This window comes from Litorivivens sp., from assembly GCF_041625495.1.
Lineage (GTDB): Bacteria > Pseudomonadota > Gammaproteobacteria > Pseudomonadales > Spongiibacteraceae > Litorivivens.
The window spans coordinates 1-23,144 of record NZ_JBFJTH010000030.1; the positions used below are offsets into that span (position 1 = coordinate 1).

The following is a 23,144-nucleotide window of genomic DNA, read 5'->3' on the forward strand; positions in this document are numbered from 1 at the left end:
GACATTGTTGACGGTGGTGGCGAGGGCATCAATCACTGGTTTTATGTGGTGATCATGGAAGGGCGTAACCGCGAAGTACGCCGCCTGTGGGAATCGCAGGGCCTGCAGGTGAACCGCCTCAAGCGCGTGCGCTATGGCAATACTTTTTTGCCACCCAAGCTCAAGGCCGGCCAGTGGATGGAGTTACCTGTAGATGAGGTGACAAAGGTTTATGAAATGGCTGGCATGGCGGCACCCGGCAAGAACAAATCCGTGCCCAAACCCGATGGCAAGGTGCATGGCAAACCGGCGCGCAATCGGGGCCGGCGCAACACACGCAAGGCCTGAACATACTGTTGGGCATAAAAAAACCCGCCTGAGGCGGGTTAAACAGCTTCTGCTGGTACGTGGAGACTGATTGCGCTAATGAGCGTAGTTTTTTTGCAGAGCTTCGACTTGAGAATAGCCCTCCCAAGCGTCTTGGCGGCCTTCGCGCCAGCCGGTTAACCAGTTGTGTCTCAATGCTTCCTGCTGGTGGGGGCAAAGATCCTTGTGTTTGCCGGTAAAGCCAGCCTGATAGCCTTTGTGGAAGGCACGGTCTGACATATCGCGTTTCTGTCTTCTCATAGAGGTCGGATCTCCCTGATCTTGCATTCAGTTTGGACTGAGGAAGTGCTGCAGGAGGCGTGTATCACAGCTTCCCTGACTGTATGGACACTCAATGGGAGTGCTAAAATTGCGCCCTGCAGACCTTTGATATAAGCAGATTTCAGCTGTGCTTTCGAAGATCGATTACTTATATGCTTGGTGCTGTTTAGGCGCTAAGTTTATAAGCCCCGGCTGGCGGGTGTTTCAGCCATTTTTCTAATTCCTAAACGGCGGATACTGTGTCACAAACAGCGCAACAAACTTCGATGCTGGGTTTTCGGGCCACTTGCCCCAAATCTCTGGAAAACCTCCTCGCCGATGAATTGAGGGCGCTGGGCGCGGTCTCGGTACGCGAGAGTGTGGGGTCGGTGACCTTCGAGGGCGACCTGGAGCTCGGCTATCGGGCCTGCCTTTGGTCGCGGCTGGCGAACCGCATTTTGTTGGTACTGAGTGAATTTGAGGCCCCGGATGGCGACAGCCTTTACGCTGGCGTCAAAGCGATCGACTGGGGCGAGCATCTTGCGGCCAGTGGGACCTTGGCGATTGATTTTGGTGGCAAGGCCGGCTGGCTGAAAAACAGTCAGTTCGGGGTGTATCGCTGCAAGGACGCCATTGTTGACTATTTTCAGGAGCGCGGCGACGTGCGTCCCTCGATAGAGAAACGTCAACCGGACCTGAGGATCAGTGCGCGACTGAAGAAAGGGCAGGCACAAATCGCGCTGGATCTCTCTGGCGACAGCCTGCACCGGCGTGGCTACCGACTCAAAGGGGGATTGGCTCCACTGAAGGAAAACCTAGCAGCGGCGATTCTGTTGCGCGCCGATTGGCCGGGTATGGCCTCGCGAGGTGGCGCGCTGCTCGACCCCATGTGTGGTTCCGGAACCTTGTTAATTGAAGGCGCCTGGATGGCGATGGATATTGCGCCGGGACTGATGCGGCGACACTGGGGCTTTGATGGCTGGCAGGGGCATGTGCCGGCGTTGTGGCAGCGCCTACGCGAAGACGCGTTGGAGCGCCGGCGCAAGGGGTTTGATCGTCAGTGGCCGGAAATTCGAGGCTACGATGCCAGTGGCGCAGCCATTGCGTCAGCGGAAGAAAATATTGAACGCGCGGGTCTCAAGGGGCGGGTGCGTGTGGTGCGCAAGGAGCTGGCTGACTTTGTGAAGCCAACCCACGTTGCGTTGGATACTGGTTTAATTATTACCAATCCCCCCTATGGTGAGCGGCTGGGTGATGAAAATTCGTTGGTTCACCTCTATCGCTATCTGGGCGAAGCCTTTAGGCGGGAGTTTACCGGTTGGCAGGCCGGGGTGTTTACGGGCAACCCCGATTTGGGCAAGGCGATGGCCTGGCATAGCCACCAGCAATACCGTTTTCTGAATGGTTCCATTGAGTCCCGTCTGCTGTTATTCGAACTGCAGCCGGAGCGACAGATTGCCTCCAGGCAACAGCACAATCCGGATGGGCCGGTATCGGGTGGCTTGCCGCTGTCGGAAGGCGCGAAGATGTTCCGTAACCGGCTGCTGAAAAACAGCAAACGATTGGAGCGTTGGCTCAAGCGCGAAGGGTATACCTGCTACCGTCTATATGACGCAGATATGCCGGAATATGCGGTAGCTATCGACCGTTACGAAGATTGGCTGGTGGTAGCTGAATACGCGCCGCCGGCGACGGTACCGGAAGAAAAGGCGGAGGCACGTTTGCGTGAAATCCTCGCAGCGTTGCCATCGGCTACCGGCATTCCTCCCGAGCGCACTGTACTCAAGCAGCGACGCCGACAGCGCGGCAATGATCAGTACCGACGAGAACGTCAGCGCAATGAGCGGTTGACTGTGCAGGAAGGTCAGGCCCGGTTGTTGGTCAACCTCCACGACTATCTTGATACCGGGCTATTTGTCGATCATCGGCGAGTGCGTCTGGATATTGCGGCGCGGGCCCGTGGCGCCTCGTTTCTCAATCTGTTCTGCTATACCGGTTCGGCTACGGTGCACGCAGCCGTCGCCGGCGCTAAATGGACGACCAGTGTTGATCTCTCGCCCAAGTACCTGCAATGGACGCGGGAGAACCTCTCGATAAACGGGTTGAGCGAGGCACGGCACCATACAGAGCAGGCCGATTGTATGCAGTGGTTGCGCGACAACACCAAGACATTTGATATGGTGCTGTTGGATCCGCCAACCTTTTCCAACTCGAAGCGCACCGAAACGGTGTTGGATACCCAGCGAGATCACGTTGAAATGATTGATCTAGCGGTGCGCGCGCTGAACCATGATGGGCTGCTGATTTTCTCAACCAATCGGCGCGATTTTCGTTTGGATCCGCAAGTCAGTGAAAAGTATCAGGTAGAAGATAGAACCGAGTGGTCGCTCGATCCGGATGTGAAACGCTCAGGAAAGCCGATCCACTATTGTTGGTACATTTCGCGCCGCGACTAATGTGTAGTCTGCCATAGTGAATCATCGCTATGGCCAATGGCCGTATAGGAAACTCAGTACGTCGGTTTGCGATTTCGTTACCATGGATGCTAATGAGACAGGCACAAAAAAGGCCCTTCAATAAGGGCCTTTCGTCAGGCTTGCTATCGGTCGTCTAGACCGGTGTAACGTTCGCCGCCTGCAGGCCTTTTTGGCCCTGTTGTACTTCAAACTGTACATCCTGACCTTCGGCCAGTGTTTTAAATCCGTCAGATTGAATTGCCGAAAAGTGAACAAACACGTCCGGCCCCTGTTCCTGTTGAATAAAGCCAAACCCTTTGGTTTCGTTAAACCATTTTACTTTGCCAGTGGTTGTTGACATCACACACCTCGAGTCTATTTTGTTGAATTGTTATTGCTGAGCCGGGCAGGGGAGTTATGACAAACAGAACGAGGTAGTACCGCAACTTCGTATTGACTTGTTACATAAAACCTTGGCTGCTTAAATTGCCAGCATTTTCAATATACACACAGGATATGTAAGTTTAAAGTCGATTTTATTAAGCAATTGATCCAGATCAACTACCGCTGTTTTCGCGGCGGCAGCCCGGTGTGTTGGGTAAGTAGCTTCTTTTTACCTGCAGCAGGACGCCAGCCGGCGGGTTGGCGAGGCGGCACCAGATGCTTTTTGCTGAACCCAATCAGATCATTGCGGCCCATTTTTTTGAGTGTTTCGCGAAGCAGTGGCCAGTTTTCGGGGTCGTGATAGCGTAAAAAAGCCTTGTGTAGGCGGCGCTGTTTCAAGCCTTTGGCAGTGGTAACGACTTCACTTTGGCGCGAAACCTTCTTCAGGGGATTGCGTTCCGAGTGATACATGGCAGTCGCGTTGGCCATGGGTGAGGGATAAAAAGCCTGTACCTGGTCGGCGCGAAAGCCGTTGCTTTTCAGCCACAGGGCCAGGTTCATCATGTCCTTGTCAGTCGTGCCGGGATGTGCAGCGATGAAATACGGAATCAGAAACTGTTCTTTGCCTGCTTCCTTGGAGTATTTCTCGAACATCTTTTTGAACGCGTCGTAGGTGCCTACGCCGGGTTTCATCATTTTCGACAGTGGGCCGTCTTCGGTGTGCTCGGGCGCAATTTTCAGGTAGCCGCCCACGTGGTGGGTGACCAGTTCCTTAACGTATTCGGGGGTTTCCACCGCCAGGTCGTAGCGCAGGCCGGATGCAATCAGCACTTTCTTGACGCCGTCCACAGAGCGAACATCCCGGTACAGGTCGACCAGCGGCATCTGGTCGGTGTCCAGGCTCTTGCAGATTCCCGGGTATATGCAGGATAAACGACGACAGTTCTGTTCTATTTCCTTGCTCTTGCAATTCAATCGCCACATATTTGCCGTGGGGCCGCCAAGATCGGAAATAACACCGGTAAAACCCGGTGTTTTGTCTCGAATGTCTTCCACTTCTCGAACAATCGAGTCGTGCGAGCGGCTTTGGATAATGCGCCCCTCGTGCTCGGTAATGGAGCAGAAAGTGCAGCCTCCAAAACATCCACGCATGATGTTTACCGAGAACCGGATCATCTCGTAGGCTGGAATCCGCGCACTGCCGTAGGTGGGGTGTGGTTTGCGCTGGTAAGGCAGCTCAAAAACCGTATCGAGTTCTTCGGTAGTCAATGGAATCGGCGGTGGATTCAGCCAAACCTCGCGGTCGCCGTGACGCTGAATCAGCGCCTTGGCATTGCCGGGGTTGGTTTCTAAGTGTAGTACCCGCGCTGCGTGAGCGTACATCACCGGGTCGCTTTTAACCGTTTCATAGTCCGGCAAACGGATGACGCAGTAATCCGGATCGAGTTTTTCCTTTCGTGCCGTCAGGGGGTCGATAACCCGCACCGTCTGCACCATTTCCTGGGCGGATTCATCCGGCGCTTGCTGTTTGGTCTTGCAATCGCTGGTTTCTGTTGTGTCCTGATAGGGATCAATCGGCGGGTCTATGGGCCCGGGCGTATCGATACTGGAAGAGTCAACCACAGTCCAGCCGTCGGGCACACGCTTACGGACAAACGCGGTGCCACGAATGTCTTTCATCTCGTTGATGGCTTCGCCGTTGGCACAGCGGTGTGCAATATCGACTATGGCGCGCTCGGCATTGCCATAAACCAGCAGATCAGCGCGTGAATCTAGCAAAATAGAGCGACGGATTTTATCGCTCCAGTAATCGTAGTGGGCGATACGACGCAGGCTGGCTTCTATGGAGCCGATTACGATGGGCGTGTTTTTGTAGGCTTCCCGGCAGCGCTGAGAATAAACGATGACGGCCCGATCCGGCCGTTTGCCACCCTCGTTGTTCGGGCTGTAGGCATCGTCGTGACGCAGGCGCCGGTCGGCGGTATAGCGGTTGATCATGGAATCCATGTTGCCGGCGGCCACCCCGAAAAAGAGATTGGGTTCTCCCAGCGTTTTGAAACCTTCAGCGGATTGCCAGTCTGGTTGGGCGATGATGCCGACGCGAAAACCCTGAGCTTCCAGCACGCGGCCAACGACGGCCATACCAAAACTGGGGTGGTCTACGTAGGCATCGCCGGTGACCAGAATGATGTCGCAACTGTCCCACCCCAGCGCATCCATCTCGTCGCGAGACATGGGCAGGTAGGGGGCGGGGCCAAAGCATTCGGCCCAGTATTTGCGATAACTGAAGAGGTGTTTCGGGGCCATATAAGGGTGCTGCTGGGTGTGGTTGTGGCGAAAGCGCGCAGTATACGTGAATCGACGCCAAAAATCCTTGCTTGCGCGGGTGCTCCACGGCTAAATAGAACGCTTATAACAAAATCCACACTGGGGAAGGCTGTTATGGAGTGGCTGGATTCGACGATAGCCTACTGGCACTGGCTGGTGTTGGGGCTGATTCTGATTGCGCTGGAAATTTTTACGGCGGGTTTTGTGCTGCTCTGGCTGGGGATCAGTGCACTTGTGGTCGGTGTTCTAGCCTATTTCCTCAACCTGAGTGTGTCGACGGAATTGTTGATCTGGACGGCGCTGTCGGTAGCTGAGCTGTTTATCTGGTTTCGTTTCATTCAGCCGCGCTTTCGGGACAAGACCCTGTCGGGGATGTCCAAAGAAGCGGTGGTTGGGCAGGTTGGGCTGGTGATTCAGGCCAATGTCGGCGAGCGTGGACGCCTGCGATTTTCCATGCCTTTGCTCGGTAGCGATGAGTGGCCCTTTATCTGCACTGAAACCTTGAGTGTGGGCGACCGGGTGAGTGTTACCGATGTGTCGGGCAACACCTTGGTGGTAGCCCGCCAAGGCTGATTTCATAACAGGAGACGTTCTATGGAAGGTTTGACGGTAGTAGTCACTCTGGCGATTGTCGCCGTGGTGGTGCTGAGCAAAACAGTCAAAATTGTGCCACAGGGTTCCAAGCACATTGTGCAGCGGCTGGGTAAATACCATGCCACCCTGAACCCCGGTCTTAACTGGGTGGTGCCGTTCATCGACAACGTTGCGTTCAAGGTGACAACCAAGGATATCGTGCTGGACATTCCCTCTCAGGAGGTAATCACTCAGGACAACGCAGTGATCATTGCCAATGCGGTGGCGTATATCAATATTGTATCGCCCGAAAAAGCCGTTTACGGCGTTGAGAATTACACCATTGCTATTCAGAATTTGGTGCAAACTGCGTTGCGCTCCATTGTGGGTGAGATGGCGCTTGATGATGCACTTTCTTCTCGAGACCAGATCAAAGCCAAGTTGAAAAGCGGTATTTCGGATGATATTGCCGACTGGGGTATCACCATGAAAACGGTGGAAATCCAGGATATCAACCCATCGCCTACCATGCAGCAGGCCATGGAAGAGCAGGCTGCGGCAGAGCGCCAGCGCCGCGCCGTGGTTACCCGGGCAGAAGGGGAGAAACAGGCTGCCATTCTAGAGGCCGATGGCCGACTTGAGGCTTCGCGCCGGGATGCACAGGCCGAAGTCGTACTGGCCAAGGCCAGCGCTGCGGCAATCGAAGTGGTCACGGGTGCCATCAAGGACGAAGAGCTGCCAGTGATCTATCTGCTGGGTGAAAAGTATATTCAGTCGCTGCAGAATCTTTCGTCTTCTGCAAATGCAAAAACTGTGGTGTTTCCAGCAGACCTTCCGGAAGCTATTCGCGGCATTCTCAACCGTTAAGCAATAATAGGTGGAAATGGGCGGCAATAGCCGCCGACGTTTATAGCCAAACTGTCATCGTGATGGTGAACTGTTGTAACATTCCTGTCACAAAAAAGTCTTTTAATGCGTAGCTGTGATTAATAAACGATGACCGGACTAACAATGGCAAATCGCAGCATACTGATTGTTGATGATGAGAGTGCAATCAGGGAAATGATACGCATCGGCCTGGAAATGGCCGGGTTCACCTGCATGGAAGCCGCTGATGCGCAGGAAGCTTATGGCAAAATACTGGATCAGCGGCCGGATCTGATTCTCCTGGATTGGATGATGCCGAATACCTCAGGGTTGGAGCTTCTGCGCCGCCTGCGGCGCGACGAGGTCAGTCGCAGTATTCCGGTTATCATGTTGACCGCCAAGGATGATGAAGACAATCGCATTCAGGGGCTGGATGTGGGGGCAGATGACTATGTCACTAAACCCTTCTCATCCCGTGAACTTCTGGCTCGGATCAAGGCCGTGCTGCGGCGTAGCGTTGACCCGGAAGAAGGTGATTCCGTTGAGGTTAATGGTCTGGTGCTTGACCCGTTGAGCCATCGGGTGTTCGCCGATGAAAAACCGGTGGATATGGGCCCCACGGAGTATAAGTTGCTGAAATTTTTCATGACCCACCAGGAGCGCGCCTATAGCCGCGGTCAGCTGCTGGACCAAGTGTGGGGCAGCAATGTGTATGTCGAAGAGCGCACGGTTGATGTACATATCCGTCGCTTGCGCAAAGCCCTGCTCACGGATTCTCGGGATTTTGGCAGCTTGATCCAGACGGTTCGCGGCACGGGCTATCGCTTCTCTGCGGCGGGACTGGAGTAGGAATGCCGCTGCAAGGCTGGAAGACTGAGCTTGCGCGGTTCGGGTTGTTATTGGGCATCGCCGCCTTCTTTGGGCTTATCCTCGATTTTCTACTTTGGTTTCTGTTTGGCACTGCACTTGCCTATGCTCTGTGGTCTTTAAACCAACTGCGCCAACTCAATCGCTGGCTGTATCGGGGGGCAGGGCGAGACGAACCGCCTGAGGCGGCCGGCCTGTGGGGACAGGTGTTCGATACGCTGTCGCAAATCCAGCGTGAAACCCAGAAGGTCAATGCCCGCTTGCAGGCAGATATTGAACATCTTCGGGCGTCTTTCGCTTCAATGGCCGATGCTGTGGTGATGTTAAGCCCCGATGGTTCCATCGAGTGGGCTAATCGCGCCGCGCATACGCTGCTCGGTTTGCGTCACCCCGATGACAATGGGCGCTTGCTCGTCAATCTTCTGCGAGCTCCCGACTTTATTGCCTACTTTGAATCCTGGGATTACGGCGAACGCTTTCAGATGGCGTCGCCGGTGAATGGTCAGGTGCGCCTGAGTGTATCGGTCTCTGTTTTTGGGCGGGATAATCGTCTGTTATTTGCCCGCGATATCACCCGCACGGTTCAGCTGGAACAGATGCGTAAGGATTTTGTTGCCAACGTATCGCATGAGCTGCGGACACCGCTAACGGTGATAAACGGGTATGTGGAAATGTTGGCTGACCAAGCGGAGGCTGACACGCCGGCGGCTCGGGCATTTGAACAGATGACCTCCCAGAGCCGGCGGATGCAAAATCTCATTAACGACCTGATGACCCTGTCGCGGCTGGAATCGCTACCTTCGGGCAGGCAGGACGACCTGGTAGCGGTTAATGGTTTAATGGGAGGTCTACGTGAGGAGATTGCTGCGGCGGCAACTGGCGAGCGCACGGTCGAGGTACATTGCGATGAAACGCTTCGCCTTATGGGTGACAGTAAGGAGATCCAGAGCGCCTTTTCCAATCTGGCGGTCAATGCCGCCCGCTATACGCGCGATGGAGATACGATTACGCTGCGCTGGTATGCGGATCGAGATCATGCCTATTTTGAGGTGGAGGACACCGGTATCGGTATCGAACCGCAGCATCTGCCACGCCTCACCGAGCGTTTTTACCGGGTAGATCAGAGCCGCGCCACAACCACCGGCGGTACCGGCTTGGGGTTGGCCATCGTCAAACATATTCTTATTCGTCATCACGGTGAGTTACGAATACGCAGCAATCCGGGCAAAGGTAGCCGCTTCACCTGTATTTTCCCCATTTCAGCGACTCAGCGCCGGGATGTGTGAAAGAAATATTGCGGTAAATGCGGTTTGTCATTTTAGTGTCACAAATCTGTATTAATGTGGTCGGGTGACAAAAAAGCCACGACCGACGATCAGGAGACGGTAATGAAATTGAAGACATGGTTAGGCAAGGCTGCAATTGCCGGCGCCGCACTGACAATCAACCTGGTATCTGCCAGCACGGTTGATCAGGATCTGGCGACCTATGAAAAAGCGTCCGGTGTATCGGGCAACCTGTCTAGCGTGGGCTCTGATACGCTGGCCAACCTAATGACGCTCTGGGGCGAAGAGTTCAAGCGTCTTTACCCCAATGTGAACATCCAGATTCAGGCAGCGGGCTCGTCCACTGCGCCTCCGGCTCTGACCGAAGGCACCTCCAACATGGGGCCTATGAGCCGCAAGATGAAGGATAAAGAGATTGAAGCCTTCGAAAGCAAGTTTGGCTACAAGCCTACCGCCGTGCCGGTTGCAATTGATGCCCTAGCTGTTTTCGTGCATAAAGATAACCCGATCCAAGGGCTGACAATCAAGCAGGTAGATGCCATATTCTCCAGTACTCGCAAGTGTGGTGCCCCCAGTAGCATTGACACCTGGGGCGGCATTGGCATGACCGGTGCCTGGAGTAACCGCGATGTGCAGCTGTTTGGCCGCAACTCGGTGTCCGGTACTTATGGTTATTTTAAAGAGAAAGCCCTGTGTAAAGGCGACTTCAAAAATACCGTAAACGAGCAGCCTGGCTCAGCCTCCGTAGTGCAGTCTGTTGCTACTTCCATTAATGGCGTTGGCTACTCGGGCATTGGTTATAAAACATCCAGCGTTCGGGCAGTGCCGATCAGCAAGTCAGGCAAAGAATTCGTTGCTGCAACCAAAGACAACGCGGTCGCTGGCAGCTATCCATTGGCGCGCTTCCTCTATGTTTACATCAATAAGGCGCCCAACAAGCCGCTGAGCCCGCTGGAGCGTGAGTTCATTAAGATGGTGATGTCAAAACAGGGGCAGGAAGTTGTGGTAAAAGACGGCTATATACCGCTGCCTTCAAAGGTCACTGAGAAGACCTTAAAAGCCCTCGGCATATAATATGCCCGACGGCCGAGCGGCCACGCCGACAGGCGTGGCCGTTTTGCTTTAGAGGCGATGACGCATTGAGTCGCCTTTGTAACAATACTGTAACAAAATAGACATATCATGAGCCGCGACATGGACCTGTGGAGCCAGCAGTGAGCGAATCAGTATTCTCGGGAGACAACACCCGCTTTGCGCGCTGGCGCAAATTCAAAGACAAGGCTGCGGCTGTCGGGATCAGCGTTGGAGGCTCCAGTGTGCTGGTCGCCATTTTGCTGATCTTCTTTTATCTGCTGTATGAAATCCTGCCACTGTTTCAACCTGCCAGTATGCAGCAGGAACACCAGTTTGCCCGGGTCGGCAGTGCCGCCCCTACGCTCCATCTGGCGATAGAGGAACAGGCCGAGGTGGCTTTCCGTCTGGCTGAAGATGGCCAGTACAGTTTCTTCAGGCTCGCTGATGGCAGCGTGGTCAACGATGGTTTTCTGCCCCTGCCGGAAGGCACCAGTGTGACCAGCTTTGCCGTTGAATCGGAAACCAGTCGGGTGTTCAGCGTTGGTTTGTCGGACGGTAGTGTGCTGATCGCTAAACACCACTACAAAATCAGCTACCCGAACGACCAGCGGTTGATAACGCCGGTCATGCGCTACCCCTTCGGTGAAGCTCCGATTCGGCTGGCGGATCAGCCACTGCTCAAACTGGCCGTGAGAGACAACGACGAAGCTCTGGTGGCAATTGCCTACACCGCAGGCGGCAAGCTGGAGGGACGACGCTGGGTCAAGGAAGAGGATTTCCTGACCGAGGAAGTCACCCTGGTTGAAGAGCAGCTGTCACTACCGGATCTGGATATCAAACCCCAGGCCATTCTACTGGGGCCCAGTCAGGACTGGCTCTATGCCCTGTCGCCGAAAGGGCAGTATCGGCTTATTGACGTAAGTGCTGAAGAAATCGTTGATGCCGGTGTACTGTTTGATAACGCGATGTTAACTGACGCGCGCTTTCTTCTCGGCGGCGTTTCGCTATTGATCTCCAACAGCAACGGTGAGACGACGCAGTGGTTCAACGTCAATAGCGACGGTGTAGTTCACTTGCATAAGATTCGCCGCTTCGCCGATAGTAAAAAGGGTATTGTGACAGTTAGCCCGGAGCATCGGCGCAAGGGATTTGTCGCGATCAATACTGCAGGTGAAGCGAATCTTTACTACAGCACCTCGCAGCGCCACCTAGCAAGCAAATCGCTTGGCGCTTCGATCGTGCAAAGCGCGATCTCGCCACGGGCTGAAACCCTGCTAGCAGAGACCAGCGATGGGCAATTCCTGGTGTGGGCGGTTGAGAACGAGCATCCGGAAGTGTCCTGGTCGGTTCTGTGGGAAGAAGTCTGGTATGAGAGTTACCCCGAGCCTGACTATATCTGGCAGTCTTCAGCGTCCAATAATGATTTCGAGCCCAAATACAGTTTTGCTCCGCTCGCATTTGGCACCCTGAAAGCAGCATTTTACGCGATGGTCATAGCGGCACCGCTGGCTATCTGCGGCGCGATCTATACTGCCTACTTTATGGCGCCGGCGATGCGGCGCAAGGTCAAGCCGCTGATCGAACTGATGGAAGCCTTGCCGACTGTAATTCTGGGTTTTCTTGCGGGTTTGTGGCTAGCCCCTTTTATAGAAAAGCATCTGCCGGCGGTATTCAGTATTTTCATTTTCCTGCCGGTGGGCGTGCTCGCTTTTGCCTGGTTTTGGAATTACATTCCGATGCGTTGGCGCAAGCACGTGCCCGATGGTTGGCATCCGGTATTACTGCTGCCAGTGATCATAGGTGTGGTCGCGCTGTGTGTCTGGATGAGCGCGCCGGTGGAACGCTGGTTTTTTGACGGCGATATGCGCGCCTGGCTTACTGCTGACCTGGGTATTTCCTTTGATCAGCGCAACTCGCTGGTGGTGGGTGTAGCCATGGGGTTTGCGGTCATTCCCACAATATTCTCCATCGCCGAAGACGCTATTTTTTCTGTACCCAAGCATCTCAGCTATGGTTCGTTGGCACTGGGCGCAACGCCTTGGCAGACCTTGGTAGGCGTGGTAATGCCAACGGCCAGCCCCGGCATATTCTCGGCTCTGATGATCGGTATGGGACGTGCCGTGGGCGAAACCATGATTGTGCTTATGGCCACCGGCAATACCCCGGTGATGGACATGAACATCTTTGAGGGTATGCGCACCCTGGCGGCGAATATCGCTGTGGAAATCGGTGAGACGGAAGTGGACAGCAGTCACTACCGTGTCCTTTTTCTCGCGGCTTTCGTGCTGTTCCTTTTCACCTTTGTGGTTAACACGATGGCAGAAATTGTCCGCCAGCGATTGCGTAACCGCTACGGCAACCTGTAGGAAGTATTTCAATGCCTCTGGAAAGTAAAAAACGTCATTCTTTCTACGAGTGGTGTCGGCGTGGTGAGCCACTGATCTGGATAAATGCGGCCGCCGTCAGCCTCAGTGCCATTGCGGTTGTCGGCCTGCTGGTATTGCTGATGGTGCGCGGTTTCGGCCACTTCTGGCCCGCAGACGTCATGCAGGCGCAGTATCAGCCCCATGGCGACAGCGCGACGCGTCTGATCGGAGAACAAGTACAAGTAGAATCTGTGCCAATAGAGCAATTGCGCAGTGCGGGATTCACGATCGACACGAACGAGGTGTTCCTCGACCGCCAGTTAATCAAAAAGGGTAACCGCGATGTGACCGGTGCGGATTTTGGCTGGGTGCTTAGCCTTTATCTGTCGGATATCAGCTACCCCGACGATATTATGGTGCTGGAACGTCGTGAGTGGGGCAATTTCTACGGCTTTCTGCGAGAGGTGAAGGAAGCGGGTAGCGTTGTTGCCAGCGGCGACTCAGCGTGGGCGGAGTTCGAGTCCCGCCTTGAACGGGCGCAGTTACTGTTCGAGCAGATTGAGAAAATTGAAAAGAAAGATATTGGCGCGATTAACTACAAGATAGAGAAGTTGCGTCTTCGTGAGCGCGGCCTCGAACTTGATGAGGATATGAGTCCGGCCAGACGTGCCGAAAAAGAGGCAGTAATTGCCGCCGAGCGAGCGGAGCTGGACAACGAATACAGGGCATACCAACGGCAGCTGATCGAGCTCTACGGGCAGATAAATCGCGACAGTATTGTCGCTGAAGTGGCCTCAGGCCAGCAGGTTGAGCTGGCGCTGGCGAAGATTGTGCATGCCTATAAGCCCAATGCGATGGGGATAGGCGGCAAGATCCTGTTTTATATCGCCAAGTTTTGGGAATTTCTCAGCGATGAGCCGCGCGAAGCCAATACCGAGGGGGGCATTTTCCCAGCCATCTTCGGCACCGTGGTGATGGTTATCATCATGTCCATCATTGTTACCCCGTTCGGCGTCGTTGCGGCGGTGTATTTGCGTGAGTATGCGCGCCAAGGCCTCATGACCCGAATCATCCGTATCGCTGTAAACAATCTGGCTGGCGTGCCGTCGATTGTTTACGGCGTGTTCGGGCTGGGCTTTTTTATCTATTTCCTAGGCTCCGAAATTGATCAGGTGTTTTTCCCGGAGGCCTTGCCTGCGCCCACGTTCGGCACCCCGGGTCTGCTGTGGGCGTCGCTGACATTGGCGCTGCTAACCTTGCCTGTGGTAATTGTTGCCACAGAAGAAGGTTTGTCGCGGATACCGAAAGCGCTGCGTGAAGGCAGCCTTGCTCTGGGGGCAACCAAGGCGGAAACCCTGTGGCGGGTGGTGCTGCCGATGACCAGCCCGGCCATGATGACGGGCCTGATTCTGGCGGTGGCTCGTGCGGCCGGTGAGGTAGCGCCGTTGATGCTGGTAGGGGTGGTTAAACTGGCGCCGACGCTGCCGGTGAACGGCAATTTTCCCTACTTTCATCTCGACCAGAAGTTCATGCATCTTGGCTTTCATATTTACGACGTGGGTTTTCAAAGCCCCAACGTTGAGGCAGCTCGACCACTGGTATACGCGACCGCGCTGTTGCTGGTAGTGATTATTGCCCTACTGAACCTGAGCGCAGTTGCGCTGCGAAATCATCTGCGCGAGAAGTACAAGGCGCTGGAAATTTAACAGAATTATTTTGACACGGTGACATCATGAGCACGGATTCAACCAAAGCCCGTACCCACGCGATCAGAATGGATTCCCTGGGGCGCAGTGCCGGCACTAAAAAACTCGCCGATGAGGATATCGCGCTGACGGTAGAAGACCTGAACCTTTTCTATGGTGAAAAACAGGCCCTATATAACGTCGACATGCAGATTCCCCGCAAGCGCGTTACGGCGTTTATCGGCCCTAGCGGTTGCGGTAAATCGACACTGCTGCGCTGTTTTAACCGAATGAACGATCTGGTGGATGGCTGCCGAATCAACGGGAAGATCAAGCTCGACAGCCATAATATCTATGACAAGTCGGTTGATGCCGCTGCTCTGCGCCGCAATGTTGGTATGGTATTTCAGAAGCCGAATCCCTTTCCGAAGTCAATCTATGAAAACGTTGCCTATGGTCTTCGTATTCAGGGCATTAATAAAAAGCGCGTGCTTGACGAAGCCGTTGAGCGTTCTTTGCGTGGGGCAGCCCTGTGGGACGAAGTGAAAGATCGTTTGCAGGATAACGCGCTGGGCATGTCGGGCGGTCAGCAGCAGCGCTTGGTGATTGCGCGCACGATTGCGGTGGAACCTGAGGTGCTGTTGCTGGATGAACCAGCCTCGGCGCTCGATCCGATTTCAACGCTTAAAATCGAAGAGTTAATCTACGAACTCAAATCGAAATACACGATAGTAATTGTTACCCACAATATGCAGCAGGCAGCGCGTGTTTCGGACTATACTGCGTTTATGTACATGGGTAAGCTGATAGAGTTTGGCGACACTGATACGCTGTTTACCAACCCCGCGCAGAAGCAGACTGAAGATTACATTACCGGTCGTTACGGATAAGTCCAGGATCTCATGATGGAAAAAGATTTGCACTCACACCACATTTCGCAGCAATTCAACGCCGAGTTGGACGACGCGAAAACACGCATGCTGGAAATGGGCGGACTGGTTGAAAAACAGGTGCGCGATGCAATTTCCGCTTTTATGAATCTCGATAGCGGCATGGCGGAAGAAGTTGCCCAGCGGGATAACAAGGTAAACGACCTTGAAGTAGAGATAGATGAAGAATGTACCCTGATTCTGGCGCGACGACAGCCCGCTGCAAGCGACCTGCGAATGGTACTGGCCATCAGCAAAGCCTTGAATGATCTTGAACGCATGGGGGATGAGGCAACCAAAATTGCGAAGCACTCCATCGCATTGGCGAACGAGGGCGGTGTGTCACGCAGCTACCTCGAGATACGTCATATCGGCGATCACGTAGGCGCAATGGTGCGTGATGCGCTGGACGCGTTTGCTCGCTTTGATAGCAAATTGGCGTTGACGGTTGCTCAGGAAGACAAATCGGTCGATATGGAATACGGCACCGCGATGCGTAGTTTGGTCACTTATATGATCGAGGATCCGCGCAGTATCGGCAGCGTGCTGAATATCATGTGGTCACTGCGCTCTCTGGAGCGGATTGGCGATCATGCGCGCAATATTGCGGAACATGTTATCTACCTGGTGGAAGGTAAAGACGTGCGCCATGTCGGACTGAAAGAAATGGAAGCTGAAGTTAAAGGCTGATTGCCAGACACCCTTACCGCACATTGAATAACTGCGCCGGAACCCACTAGTCCGGCGCAGGTTTTCAGAATCCGGCTCCCCCCGGCCCAATGGGCCAATCCAACCACATCCACGCTAGCAGCATAATCGACCAGCCTCCCAGAAACAGCAGGGAATAGGGCAGCATCAGAGCCATCATTGTGCCGATGCCTAAATTTTTGTCGTAGCGTTGAGCGAACGCGACAACCACCCCGAAGTAAGGCATCAAGGGCGTAATGATATTCGTTGAACTGTCGCCGATGCGGTAAGCAAGCTGGGTGGCTTCCGGCGAGATTCCGAGCAGGTACAGCATAGGCACAAACACAGGTGCCAGCAGAGCCCATTTGGCAGAAGCGCTGCCAATCAGCAGGTTGATAACAGCGCACAGCAGGATAAATACAATCAGTAGCGGTGCTGAAGGAATAGCCAGTGTGGCCAGCAGGTTGGCCCCCTTAACTGCGGCTATGGCTCCCATGCCGGACCAGGCAAAAAAGTTGACGAATTGAGCAGCAAAAAACATAAGCACGAGATAGGACGCCATACTGGCCATGCTTTTTTCCATGCCCTCAATCCAGTCTGTGGCGCGCCGATAGCGTTTGTTTTCGAAGCCAAAGGCGATACTGGCGCTGGCAATAGATAAAGCGATCAGCGTAACGATGCCGGAGAGGAACGCAGAGCCTATCAGGCTTCCGGTATTGGGGTTACGCAATATGCCATCGCTCGGCACCGTCGCCGCCAGCAGTGCGATAGCCCAGCTCAGGCTGACAATGAGTGTCCAGCGGTAAGAGACCGGATCGCTTGCCTTGTCAGCAAAAGCTTCTGTGGGTTCTGCTGACGCATAGTGTCCGAGCCTGGGCTCAACCCAGCGTTGGGTGGCCAAGGTGCCGAGCGCGGTGATTAACGCGGTGGAGGCGATCATGAAATAGTAGTTATCGCTGGCGGCAACGCCGGCGTCTGCTACTAGTTTGACCGCTTCCGTGGACAGTCCGGCCAGAATTGCGTCGAGTGGCCCAATGGCTAGGTTGGCACTATAACCGCCGGAGACCCCGGCAAAGGCAGCCGCAATACCCGCCAGCGGATGTCGGCCCGCACTGGCAAAGGCGAATCCCGCCAGAGGTACCAGTACCACATAGCCTGAATCTGCTCCGAGCGATGACAGTACTCCCGCGAACACAATGCCTGCAGTGAGCAGGTTGTCCCGGGTACGAGCCACGAGTGCGCGCAGCAGTGCGCCCAATAAGCCCGAGTGCTCAGCTAGGCCAATGCCGAGAATGGCAACCAAAACGGTGCCGACGGGGGCAAAGCTGACAAAGTTTTTGACGGTATGAGTCACCATCCAGCGCAGACCATCAGCGCTCAGTAATGAACGCACTATCAGTGTTTCGTCGGTGGCCGGGTGGGTCGCCTGCACCCCAAGCCACGTCAATAGGGCCGACAGCACAGCGACCAGGGCGCAGAGATAGACAAACAGCAGGGTCGGGTGGGGTAGTTGATTGCCGGTGCGTTCCAGCCAGTTCAGTAAACGGATAAAAATTGGGTTCTGGTTTGTCAAATTAGCACCAATGATTTCTAGTCCTTATGGTCGGTAGTGTACCATTAGCTTCTGTGAATACCGCAGGGGCAAAGCCTTCGGTGGCGCCACATTTCCCGTTCTTCCGATTGCCTGGTGCAGGCATTCATGCTCAGGATTCTCTTGTGACCAAACATGCACAGGCAGCCGACAGGAAGCCAAATTTGACCATGCTTTATTTCGCCATGATGGCGATTGGTATGGGGCAGACGGTGGTCTTTGCCGTTTTGCCCATGCTGGGGCGCGAGCTGCAGCTGGATCAAATTATTTTTCCAGTGCCATTTACAGACATGACCTTTGCTCCTAGGGAAATGGCCATTACGTCACTCTCAGCGTTAACAGCTTTGATCTTTTCAATGGTGTCGCCCTTTTGGGGGCGCATGAGTGACCGCTTTGGTCGCAAGCCCATCATTATTTTCGGACTGGTTGGCTACAGTATTGGCACCGTCACGTTCAATACTGCGGCTTCGGTGGGGTTGGCCGGGCTGCTCGGCGGCGTTGCGCTCTATGGGTTGCTGCTGGCGACAAGGGTGTTGCACGCGGTCATCATGTCCGCAGCCAATCCAGCGGCCTCCGCTTATGTGGTTGACGTGACAACTCTCCCCGACCGCGTCAAAGGCATTGGCAAGTTAAGCGCGTTTAATCAGGTGGGTTCGATGGTGGGGCCGGCGCTGGCCTGGTTTGTATCCATCAGCTTTCTCGCGCCAATGTATTTGCAAGCATGCATAACATTGATCGCCGCAGTGCTGGTTATGCGCTATCTTCCTCCGACGGAGTCGCATAAAAGCCGCCCTAAAAATGAGAAAAAACTGCGGGCCTTTGATCCGCGATTTCGAGCGTTTGTCTTGATCGGGTTTGCCATTTTCAGCATGTTGGGCATGGTTCAACAAACCTTGGGTTTTTATTATCAGGATATATTGCAGCTCGACGGGGTGCATGCTGCGCAGATGTTTTCTATGGCGATGGTCATTTCGTCGGCATCGATGCTCGTGGCACAGTTTGGCATCGTCCAGCGTTACAATGGCGTTCCGATTAACCTGGTGCGATTCGGTTTGCCGTTCAGTTTTGTCGGCTATCTTATGATTGCCAATGCATCGAATCTGCCAATGTTGTTGGGTGCCATGGTGTTTTTCGGGTTGGGAATGGGTATGGCGGGCCCGGGCTATACCGCGAGTGCAACGATGGTTGTTGACGCGCACGAGCAAGGCGCGTTGGCAGGATTGTTGGGTTCTGCTGCGGGCATGGGCTTTGTGGTTGGACCGATTGCAGGGGGGATGCTGTACCGGAGCGAAGCCTCATTACCTTACTGGTTTGCCAGCGCAGTGATGTTGGGTGTTATCGGTGCGGTTTTTCATCTTAGCAAGCGTATGCAGCTTGATCGTCCTGATTAAAAAATAGACAGTTTTGCGAGGGCTGCATCGCTTCGCCGTTTGCGCTCTTTTGCCCAGAGTTATCCACAGGGTTGTTCACTGAATCTGGGGAAAACTTTTTTCCAGCCCAGCGTAAACAGCAATATTTTTATAACATTTTTGTCTTTTTAGGCTTGAGAAACGTACTGAATCTGTTAGAGCGTCGCAATATATGATTTTTTCATGTCGACACTGTCACATCTTTGTAACTGTGTGAAAATGCGTGAAAAACGTGCAAATTACCCGAGCGATTTTATCCACAAGCCAGGACAGCGTGAAAATAATCATTGTTTCTGATACCGCAGACTACCTTTTGGTAGACAAACCCGCAGGCTTTTCGGTGCACCGCGACCAGCAGCTTGTATCCCTGCTCGACTTGCTGCGACAACAGACCGGTTACCCGTATCTCGCGCCAGTTCATCGACTGGATCAGGCGACATCGGGGTTGTGGCTTCTGGCTAAAACCCCGGCTTCAGCTGCTGCGCTCAGCGCGCAATTTGAACAACGGCAGGTTGAAAAATATTATCTGGCGCTGTCCGATAAAAAGCCGTCAAAAAAACAGGGTAAAGTCGAAGGTGCCCTGGTGAAAGCCCGCGCTGGAAGTTATCGCTTGGCGCGCTCAGGCGAGCCGTGGTCCGTGACGCAATTCTTCAGTTATGGATTGGGGGACGGGTGTCGGTTGTTTTTGTTAAAACCGTTAACGGGCCGCACTCATCAGCTCAGGGTGGTGATGCGCAGTCTCGGTGCGCCGATCCTGGGCGATACCCGCTATGGCAGTTCGCAGAGCCAACCCGATCGGTGTTACCTCCATGCGTATTCGCTGGCGTTCTCCGTGGGCAGCGAGCTAATCCGCTATACTTTGCCTCCAGCGCAGGGGACGGCATTTCTCGCCGAGCCCTGCCAACAGCGATTGGCTGAATTGAGCGCCCCCTGGCAGCTTTCTTGGCCACAGATTGAAAAAGGAAAATTGTGAATCATTTTAAGGACCCGATGCTGGATCTCGAAACCCGTCTGAATGGGCAGACTGGGCGCATTGGCTGGCATGAACTGCAGCGCTATTTTGCTCGCGGTGTGGTGAGAGAGGTAGCTCAGGGCATAGACCTGATTGATGCCGGTAAGGCCATTATCGATAACGACACATCAACGGTGGAGGCATGGATTGCGCAAGATAAGCTTCGGGTGCCAGACGACACCCAAGCGCAGCAGTGGTTCGACGAGAACGCCGAGGTCTGGGCGCTTGTCATTGCGCCCTGGGTGTTGATCCAGCTACCGTAACAACCATGATGACCTCCGATACGCCAGAAGATACGATACGCGACGCACTGGACGCCTATTTTCGAGCTTTTGCCGAGGGCAGTGATGTGCCGCCTGCGCAGCGTTTTTATCTGGAGGGATATATGCAGGCTTGTGTAGATGGTGGGTTGCTCAACCTGGCCCAGATATCGCAGATGATTGTGGAAAGCTGCGGTCGGCACCTTGGTGATGAAGTGGCAAGCATATATCAGTGTGCGGATGCGCTGGTGTTGCACAGCCATATGAAACGGGCTCCGGTGTATCCGTCGTGCTGAGCGCACTGTTGCAGAAACTCCAGCAAAGTGGCTGTCGTGGGTTGCTGTTTCTGAGCGGTGAGCGCGGTTGGGTAAACACTGCGGCGGCACAGGTGCTGGAATCGCTGTCTGGCGACGTGCTGCTAGTTGGTAGCCATACCGTCGCGGGCGTTGAGCCTACCGCAAAATCGACTCTTCTCGGCCAGGAGTGCGACCTGCTGTTATGGGACCTCTACGCGCGGCCAGACCTCAATACCCTTGCGGCGAGTGGCGGCTGCCTTGTCCGCAGCGGTCTATTGCTGGTGTTGGCACCGGCTCCGCAAGACTGGTACAGCTATTTTACCTGCGACGACGGTTCTCCCAGTCATTATTGGCAGCATGTGCTGCGCTGCATTGAGCAGTATCCTCAGCGCTATCACTACTCGCAAACCTCGGGCTGGACGGTGCCGGACGCGCCATTTCCTACCCTGGCTGCTGATGCGTCACTGCCTACGGCAGACCAGTTGGAGGTTATGGCGCTGGTACGCAGGGTGCTGCACGGGCATCGTCGCCGGCCGCTGGTGATTCGCGCTGACCGGGGGCGCGGTAAATCTGCGTTATTGGGCCTGTGTGCCGCCGAGTTTCTGCAAGAAGACACGGGCAACATCCTGATTACAGCACCGCGTCGCCAGTCGGTTGTTACGCTGTTCAATCATGCGACTGAGGCAGTGGGGCGCAGCGAGGATGCCAGCGCTAGCGCGCTGGTCGTTGGCGACAGCGAAATGGTGTATTACCCGCCAGATCAATTATTGAAGCACAGTCCGCCGGGGCGCATTCTGCTGGTAGATGAAGCTGCGGCGATCCCACCCGCTCTGCTTGAGGCAATGGTAAAACGCTATCCGCGGGTAGTGTTTGCCACCACAGTACATGGCTACGAGGGGTCGGGGCGCGGCTTTGATATTCGTTTCGCTGACTCCCTTGATCGAATAGCCCCGCAGTGGCACCTGGCTGAACTTCAGGAGCCTATTCGCTGGAGTGAGGGAGATCCACTCGAAGGCTTTTTGAACCGTTGTTTTCTGCTGGATGCAGAACCCGTATCCGCGCCTTCTAACACAGATGATAAGCTGCGCGTGGAGTGGGTTGATAAAATGGCCTTGCTTGCAGACGAAGACTTGTTAAGACAGATCTTCGGATTATTGGTTGCAGCGCATTATCAAACGTCACCTTCGGATTTGCAGCAGTTGATGGATTCACTGGCCACCAGCGTTTTTGTGCTGCGCAGCGAAAATGGGGCGGTACTGGGGGCCGCGCTGGTTATGGAGGAGGGTGGGCTGCCCGATACCTGGCTTGATCCGGTGCAACAGGGGCAGCGACGCCTGCAGGGGCATCTGTTGCCACAATCCCTCACTTACCATTTGGGTGTCGATGAGGGCCTGCGTATGCGCTGTGCACGTGTCAGTCGCATCGCGGTTCATCAATCTGTGCGCCGCCGCGGCCTCGGCCGATTATTACTGGGCGAAATAGAGAATTTTTCTCTGGCTGAGGGCTTGGATTACGTCGCCTCCAGTTTTGCTGCTGACAGTGATGTATTACCTTTCTGGTTGGGCGCTGACTATGTGCCGTTGCGCCTGGGCATTCGACGCGACCCCTGTAGTGGCAGCCGAGCGCTGTTGGTCGCGCGGCCATTGTCGGAATTAGCGGCGCGGGTTCTTACACCGGTCTGCGAGCGGTTTGCACAAGACTTTCCCCTGCAGTTGCGTGAAATATTTAGTGAGCTGGATTGGAAGGTGGCTCTTGGGCTACTCAACGCGCGCGATCTTACGATTCGGGTCAACGGTGCTGCAAGACGTGATGCCCAGAGATTTGCAGTAGGTGAAATAGCCTACGAGCATGCCTATGCGGGTTTGTATTCCTATTTGGCGAACTGTCCTGTTGGATTACCTGAAACCGAAGATGTCGCGCTCGCTCTGAAAAAAGTATTGCAGGGTCATTCGTGGAAAAATCTTGCCGATGAATTTCAACTTGCTGGTCGTAAAGCACTGGAGCAGCGCTTGCGGCAGGCGTATCGATTTATTTTGTCACTGGAGGGATAAACGACAATGGCTACTATTTTCAGTCGAATCATTGCAGGTGAGCTGCCCGGGCATTTTATCTGGCGTGATGAACAGGCCGTCGCCATTATGACTATTGCCCCGATTTGTGCAGGGCATGTTCTGGTTATTCCGGTTGAGGAAATAGATCACTGGGACGATATGCCTCAAGCGCTGGCCAACCATTGTCTGTCTGTAGCGCGGGCAATCTCCAAGGCGCAGAAGGCGGTTTACGATTGTCAGCGCGTATCGCTGCAGATTGTCGGGCTGGAAGTGCCGCATACGCACCTGCATCTGGTGCCAATCAATCGTATGGAAGATGCCAATTTTGCTAATGCGGCACCCGCTGATGGGCAAGATCTGGCGCGGGAAGCAGAGCGGTTACGCGCCGAGCTGGGTACGCAGGGCCTTTGAAGCCCT

The 23,144-nt window shown here is 54.5% G+C and carries 20 protein-coding genes and 1 pseudogene; 17 read left to right on the forward strand and 4 right to left on the reverse strand.

All coding sequences use genetic code 11. The features are described from left to right. Nucleotides 1-327: pseudogene (locus ABYP39_RS05485) on the forward strand (23S rRNA pseudouridylate synthase B); the annotation flags it as partial. Between the two features lie 75 nt (nt 328-402). Here the strand turns inward: ABYP39_RS05485 and rmf are convergent. Further along, nucleotides 403-606, reverse strand: a complete 204-nt coding sequence (rmf, locus tag ABYP39_RS05490) for a ribosome modulation factor (RefSeq protein WP_372748779.1) — start codon at nt 604-606, stop codon at nt 403-405. 287 nt (nt 607-893) lie between these two features. Here rmf and rlmKL point away from each other — a divergent pair, with 287 nt between their 5' ends. Next, entirely contained in the window at nt 894-3,062 is a 2,169-nt protein-coding gene (gene rlmKL / locus ABYP39_RS05495) for a bifunctional 23S rRNA (guanine(2069)-N(7))-methyltransferase RlmK/23S rRNA (guanine(2445)-N(2))-methyltransferase RlmL (RefSeq protein ID WP_372781483.1), read from the forward strand. A gap of 154 nt (nt 3,063-3,216) precedes the next feature. On the opposite strand, the gene ABYP39_RS05500 is transcribed toward rlmKL, so the two are convergent. After that, the gene (locus ABYP39_RS05500; RefSeq protein WP_372748777.1) at nt 3,217-3,423 is read right to left on the reverse strand and encodes a cold-shock protein; all 207 of its coding nucleotides are present in this window, start codon (nt 3,421-3,423) and stop codon (nt 3,217-3,219) included. A gap of 200 nt (nt 3,424-3,623) precedes the next feature. Next, entirely contained in the window at nt 3,624-5,753 is a 2,130-nt protein-coding gene (locus tag ABYP39_RS05505) for a YgiQ family radical SAM protein (protein ID WP_372764169.1), read from the reverse strand. A 135-nt stretch (nt 5,754-5,888) separates the two neighbouring features. Here ABYP39_RS05505 and ABYP39_RS05510 point away from each other — a divergent pair, with 135 nt between their 5' ends. The 9 genes from ABYP39_RS05510 to phoU all read left to right on the forward strand — a co-directional run bounded on the left by ABYP39_RS05510 (nt 5,889) and on the right by phoU (nt 16,111). Beyond that, a complete protein-coding gene (locus ABYP39_RS05510) occupies nt 5,889-6,347 on the forward strand; it encodes an NfeD family protein (protein ID WP_372749903.1) in 459 nt (152 codons plus the stop codon). A gap of 21 nt (nt 6,348-6,368) precedes the next feature. Beyond that, entirely contained in the window at nt 6,369-7,214 is an 846-nt protein-coding gene (locus tag ABYP39_RS05515) for an SPFH domain-containing protein (protein ID WP_372749904.1), read from the forward strand. Between the two features lie 144 nt (nt 7,215-7,358). Beyond that, nucleotides 7,359-8,063 carry a phosphate regulon transcriptional regulator PhoB gene (gene phoB / locus ABYP39_RS05520; protein WP_372749905.1) on the forward strand — a complete coding sequence of 235 codons (705 nt, stop codon included), beginning with the start codon at nt 7,359-7,361 and terminating at the stop codon, nt 8,061-8,063. Nucleotides 8,064-8,065: 2 nt separating this feature from the next. Next, nucleotides 8,066-9,367, forward strand: a complete 1,302-nt coding sequence (gene phoR, locus ABYP39_RS05525; RefSeq protein WP_372781485.1) for a phosphate regulon sensor histidine kinase PhoR — start codon at nt 8,066-8,068, stop codon at nt 9,365-9,367. Nucleotides 9,368-9,469: 102 nt separating this feature from the next. Continuing rightward, on the forward strand, nt 9,470-10,441 hold the full coding sequence (locus ABYP39_RS05530) for a PstS family phosphate ABC transporter substrate-binding protein (RefSeq protein ID WP_372750047.1): 972 nt from the start codon (nt 9,470-9,472) through the stop codon (nt 10,439-10,441). Nucleotides 10,442-10,581: 140 nt separating this feature from the next. Further along, on the forward strand, nt 10,582-12,807 hold the full coding sequence (locus tag ABYP39_RS05535) for an ABC transporter permease subunit (RefSeq protein WP_372763590.1): 2,226 nt from the start codon (nt 10,582-10,584) through the stop codon (nt 12,805-12,807). A gap of 11 nt (nt 12,808-12,818) precedes the next feature. Next, nucleotides 12,819-14,513, forward strand: coding sequence for a phosphate ABC transporter permease PstA (gene pstA / locus ABYP39_RS05540; protein ID WP_372748124.1), 1,695 nt, complete (start codon nt 12,819-12,821; stop codon nt 14,511-14,513). Nucleotides 14,514-14,539: 26 nt separating this feature from the next. Beyond that, nucleotides 14,540-15,382 carry a phosphate ABC transporter ATP-binding protein PstB gene (gene pstB, locus ABYP39_RS05545; protein ID WP_372748123.1) on the forward strand — a complete coding sequence of 281 codons (843 nt, stop codon included), beginning with the start codon at nt 14,540-14,542 and terminating at the stop codon, nt 15,380-15,382. A gap of 12 nt (nt 15,383-15,394) precedes the next feature. After that, nucleotides 15,395-16,111 (forward strand): phosphate signaling complex protein PhoU, encoded by a 717-nt coding sequence (gene phoU, locus ABYP39_RS05550; protein ID WP_372748122.1) that lies wholly within the window; start codon nt 15,395-15,397, stop codon nt 16,109-16,111. Nucleotides 16,112-16,175: 64 nt separating this feature from the next. Here the strand turns inward: phoU and ABYP39_RS05555 are convergent, their stop codons facing one another. Further along, nucleotides 16,176-17,681, reverse strand: a complete 1,506-nt coding sequence (locus ABYP39_RS05555; protein ID WP_372781487.1) for an AbgT family transporter — start codon at nt 17,679-17,681, stop codon at nt 16,176-16,178. A gap of 143 nt (nt 17,682-17,824) precedes the next feature. Between ABYP39_RS05555 and ABYP39_RS05560 the strand changes: the two genes are divergently transcribed. From ABYP39_RS05560 to ABYP39_RS05585, 6 genes are all read left to right on the forward strand, one after another. After that, the gene (locus ABYP39_RS05560; protein ID WP_372763591.1) at nt 17,825-19,090 is read left to right on the forward strand and encodes an MFS transporter; all 1,266 of its coding nucleotides are present in this window, start codon (nt 17,825-17,827) and stop codon (nt 19,088-19,090) included. Between the two features lie 292 nt (nt 19,091-19,382). Continuing rightward, entirely contained in the window at nt 19,383-20,081 is a 699-nt protein-coding gene (locus ABYP39_RS05565; protein WP_372748119.1) for a pseudouridine synthase, read from the forward strand. Further along, on the forward strand, nt 20,078-20,383 hold the full coding sequence (locus ABYP39_RS05570; RefSeq protein ID WP_372748118.1) for a DUF2288 domain-containing protein: 306 nt from the start codon (nt 20,078-20,080) through the stop codon (nt 20,381-20,383). The genes ABYP39_RS05565 and ABYP39_RS05570 overlap by 4 nt, the downstream gene beginning before the upstream one ends. A 5-nt stretch (nt 20,384-20,388) precedes the next feature. Further along, a complete protein-coding gene (locus ABYP39_RS05575) occupies nt 20,389-20,676 on the forward strand; it encodes a hypothetical protein (RefSeq protein ID WP_372748117.1) in 288 nt (95 codons plus the stop codon). After that, nucleotides 20,670-22,727 (forward strand): tRNA(Met) cytidine acetyltransferase TmcA, encoded by a 2,058-nt coding sequence (locus tag ABYP39_RS05580; RefSeq protein WP_372748116.1) that lies wholly within the window; start codon nt 20,670-20,672, stop codon nt 22,725-22,727. The genes ABYP39_RS05575 and ABYP39_RS05580 overlap by 7 nt, the downstream gene beginning before the upstream one ends. Before the next feature lie 6 nt (nt 22,728-22,733). Next, on the forward strand, nt 22,734-23,138 hold the full coding sequence (locus tag ABYP39_RS05585; RefSeq protein WP_372748115.1) for an HIT family protein: 405 nt from the start codon (nt 22,734-22,736) through the stop codon (nt 23,136-23,138). Nucleotides 23,139-23,144: the final 6 nt, after the last annotated feature.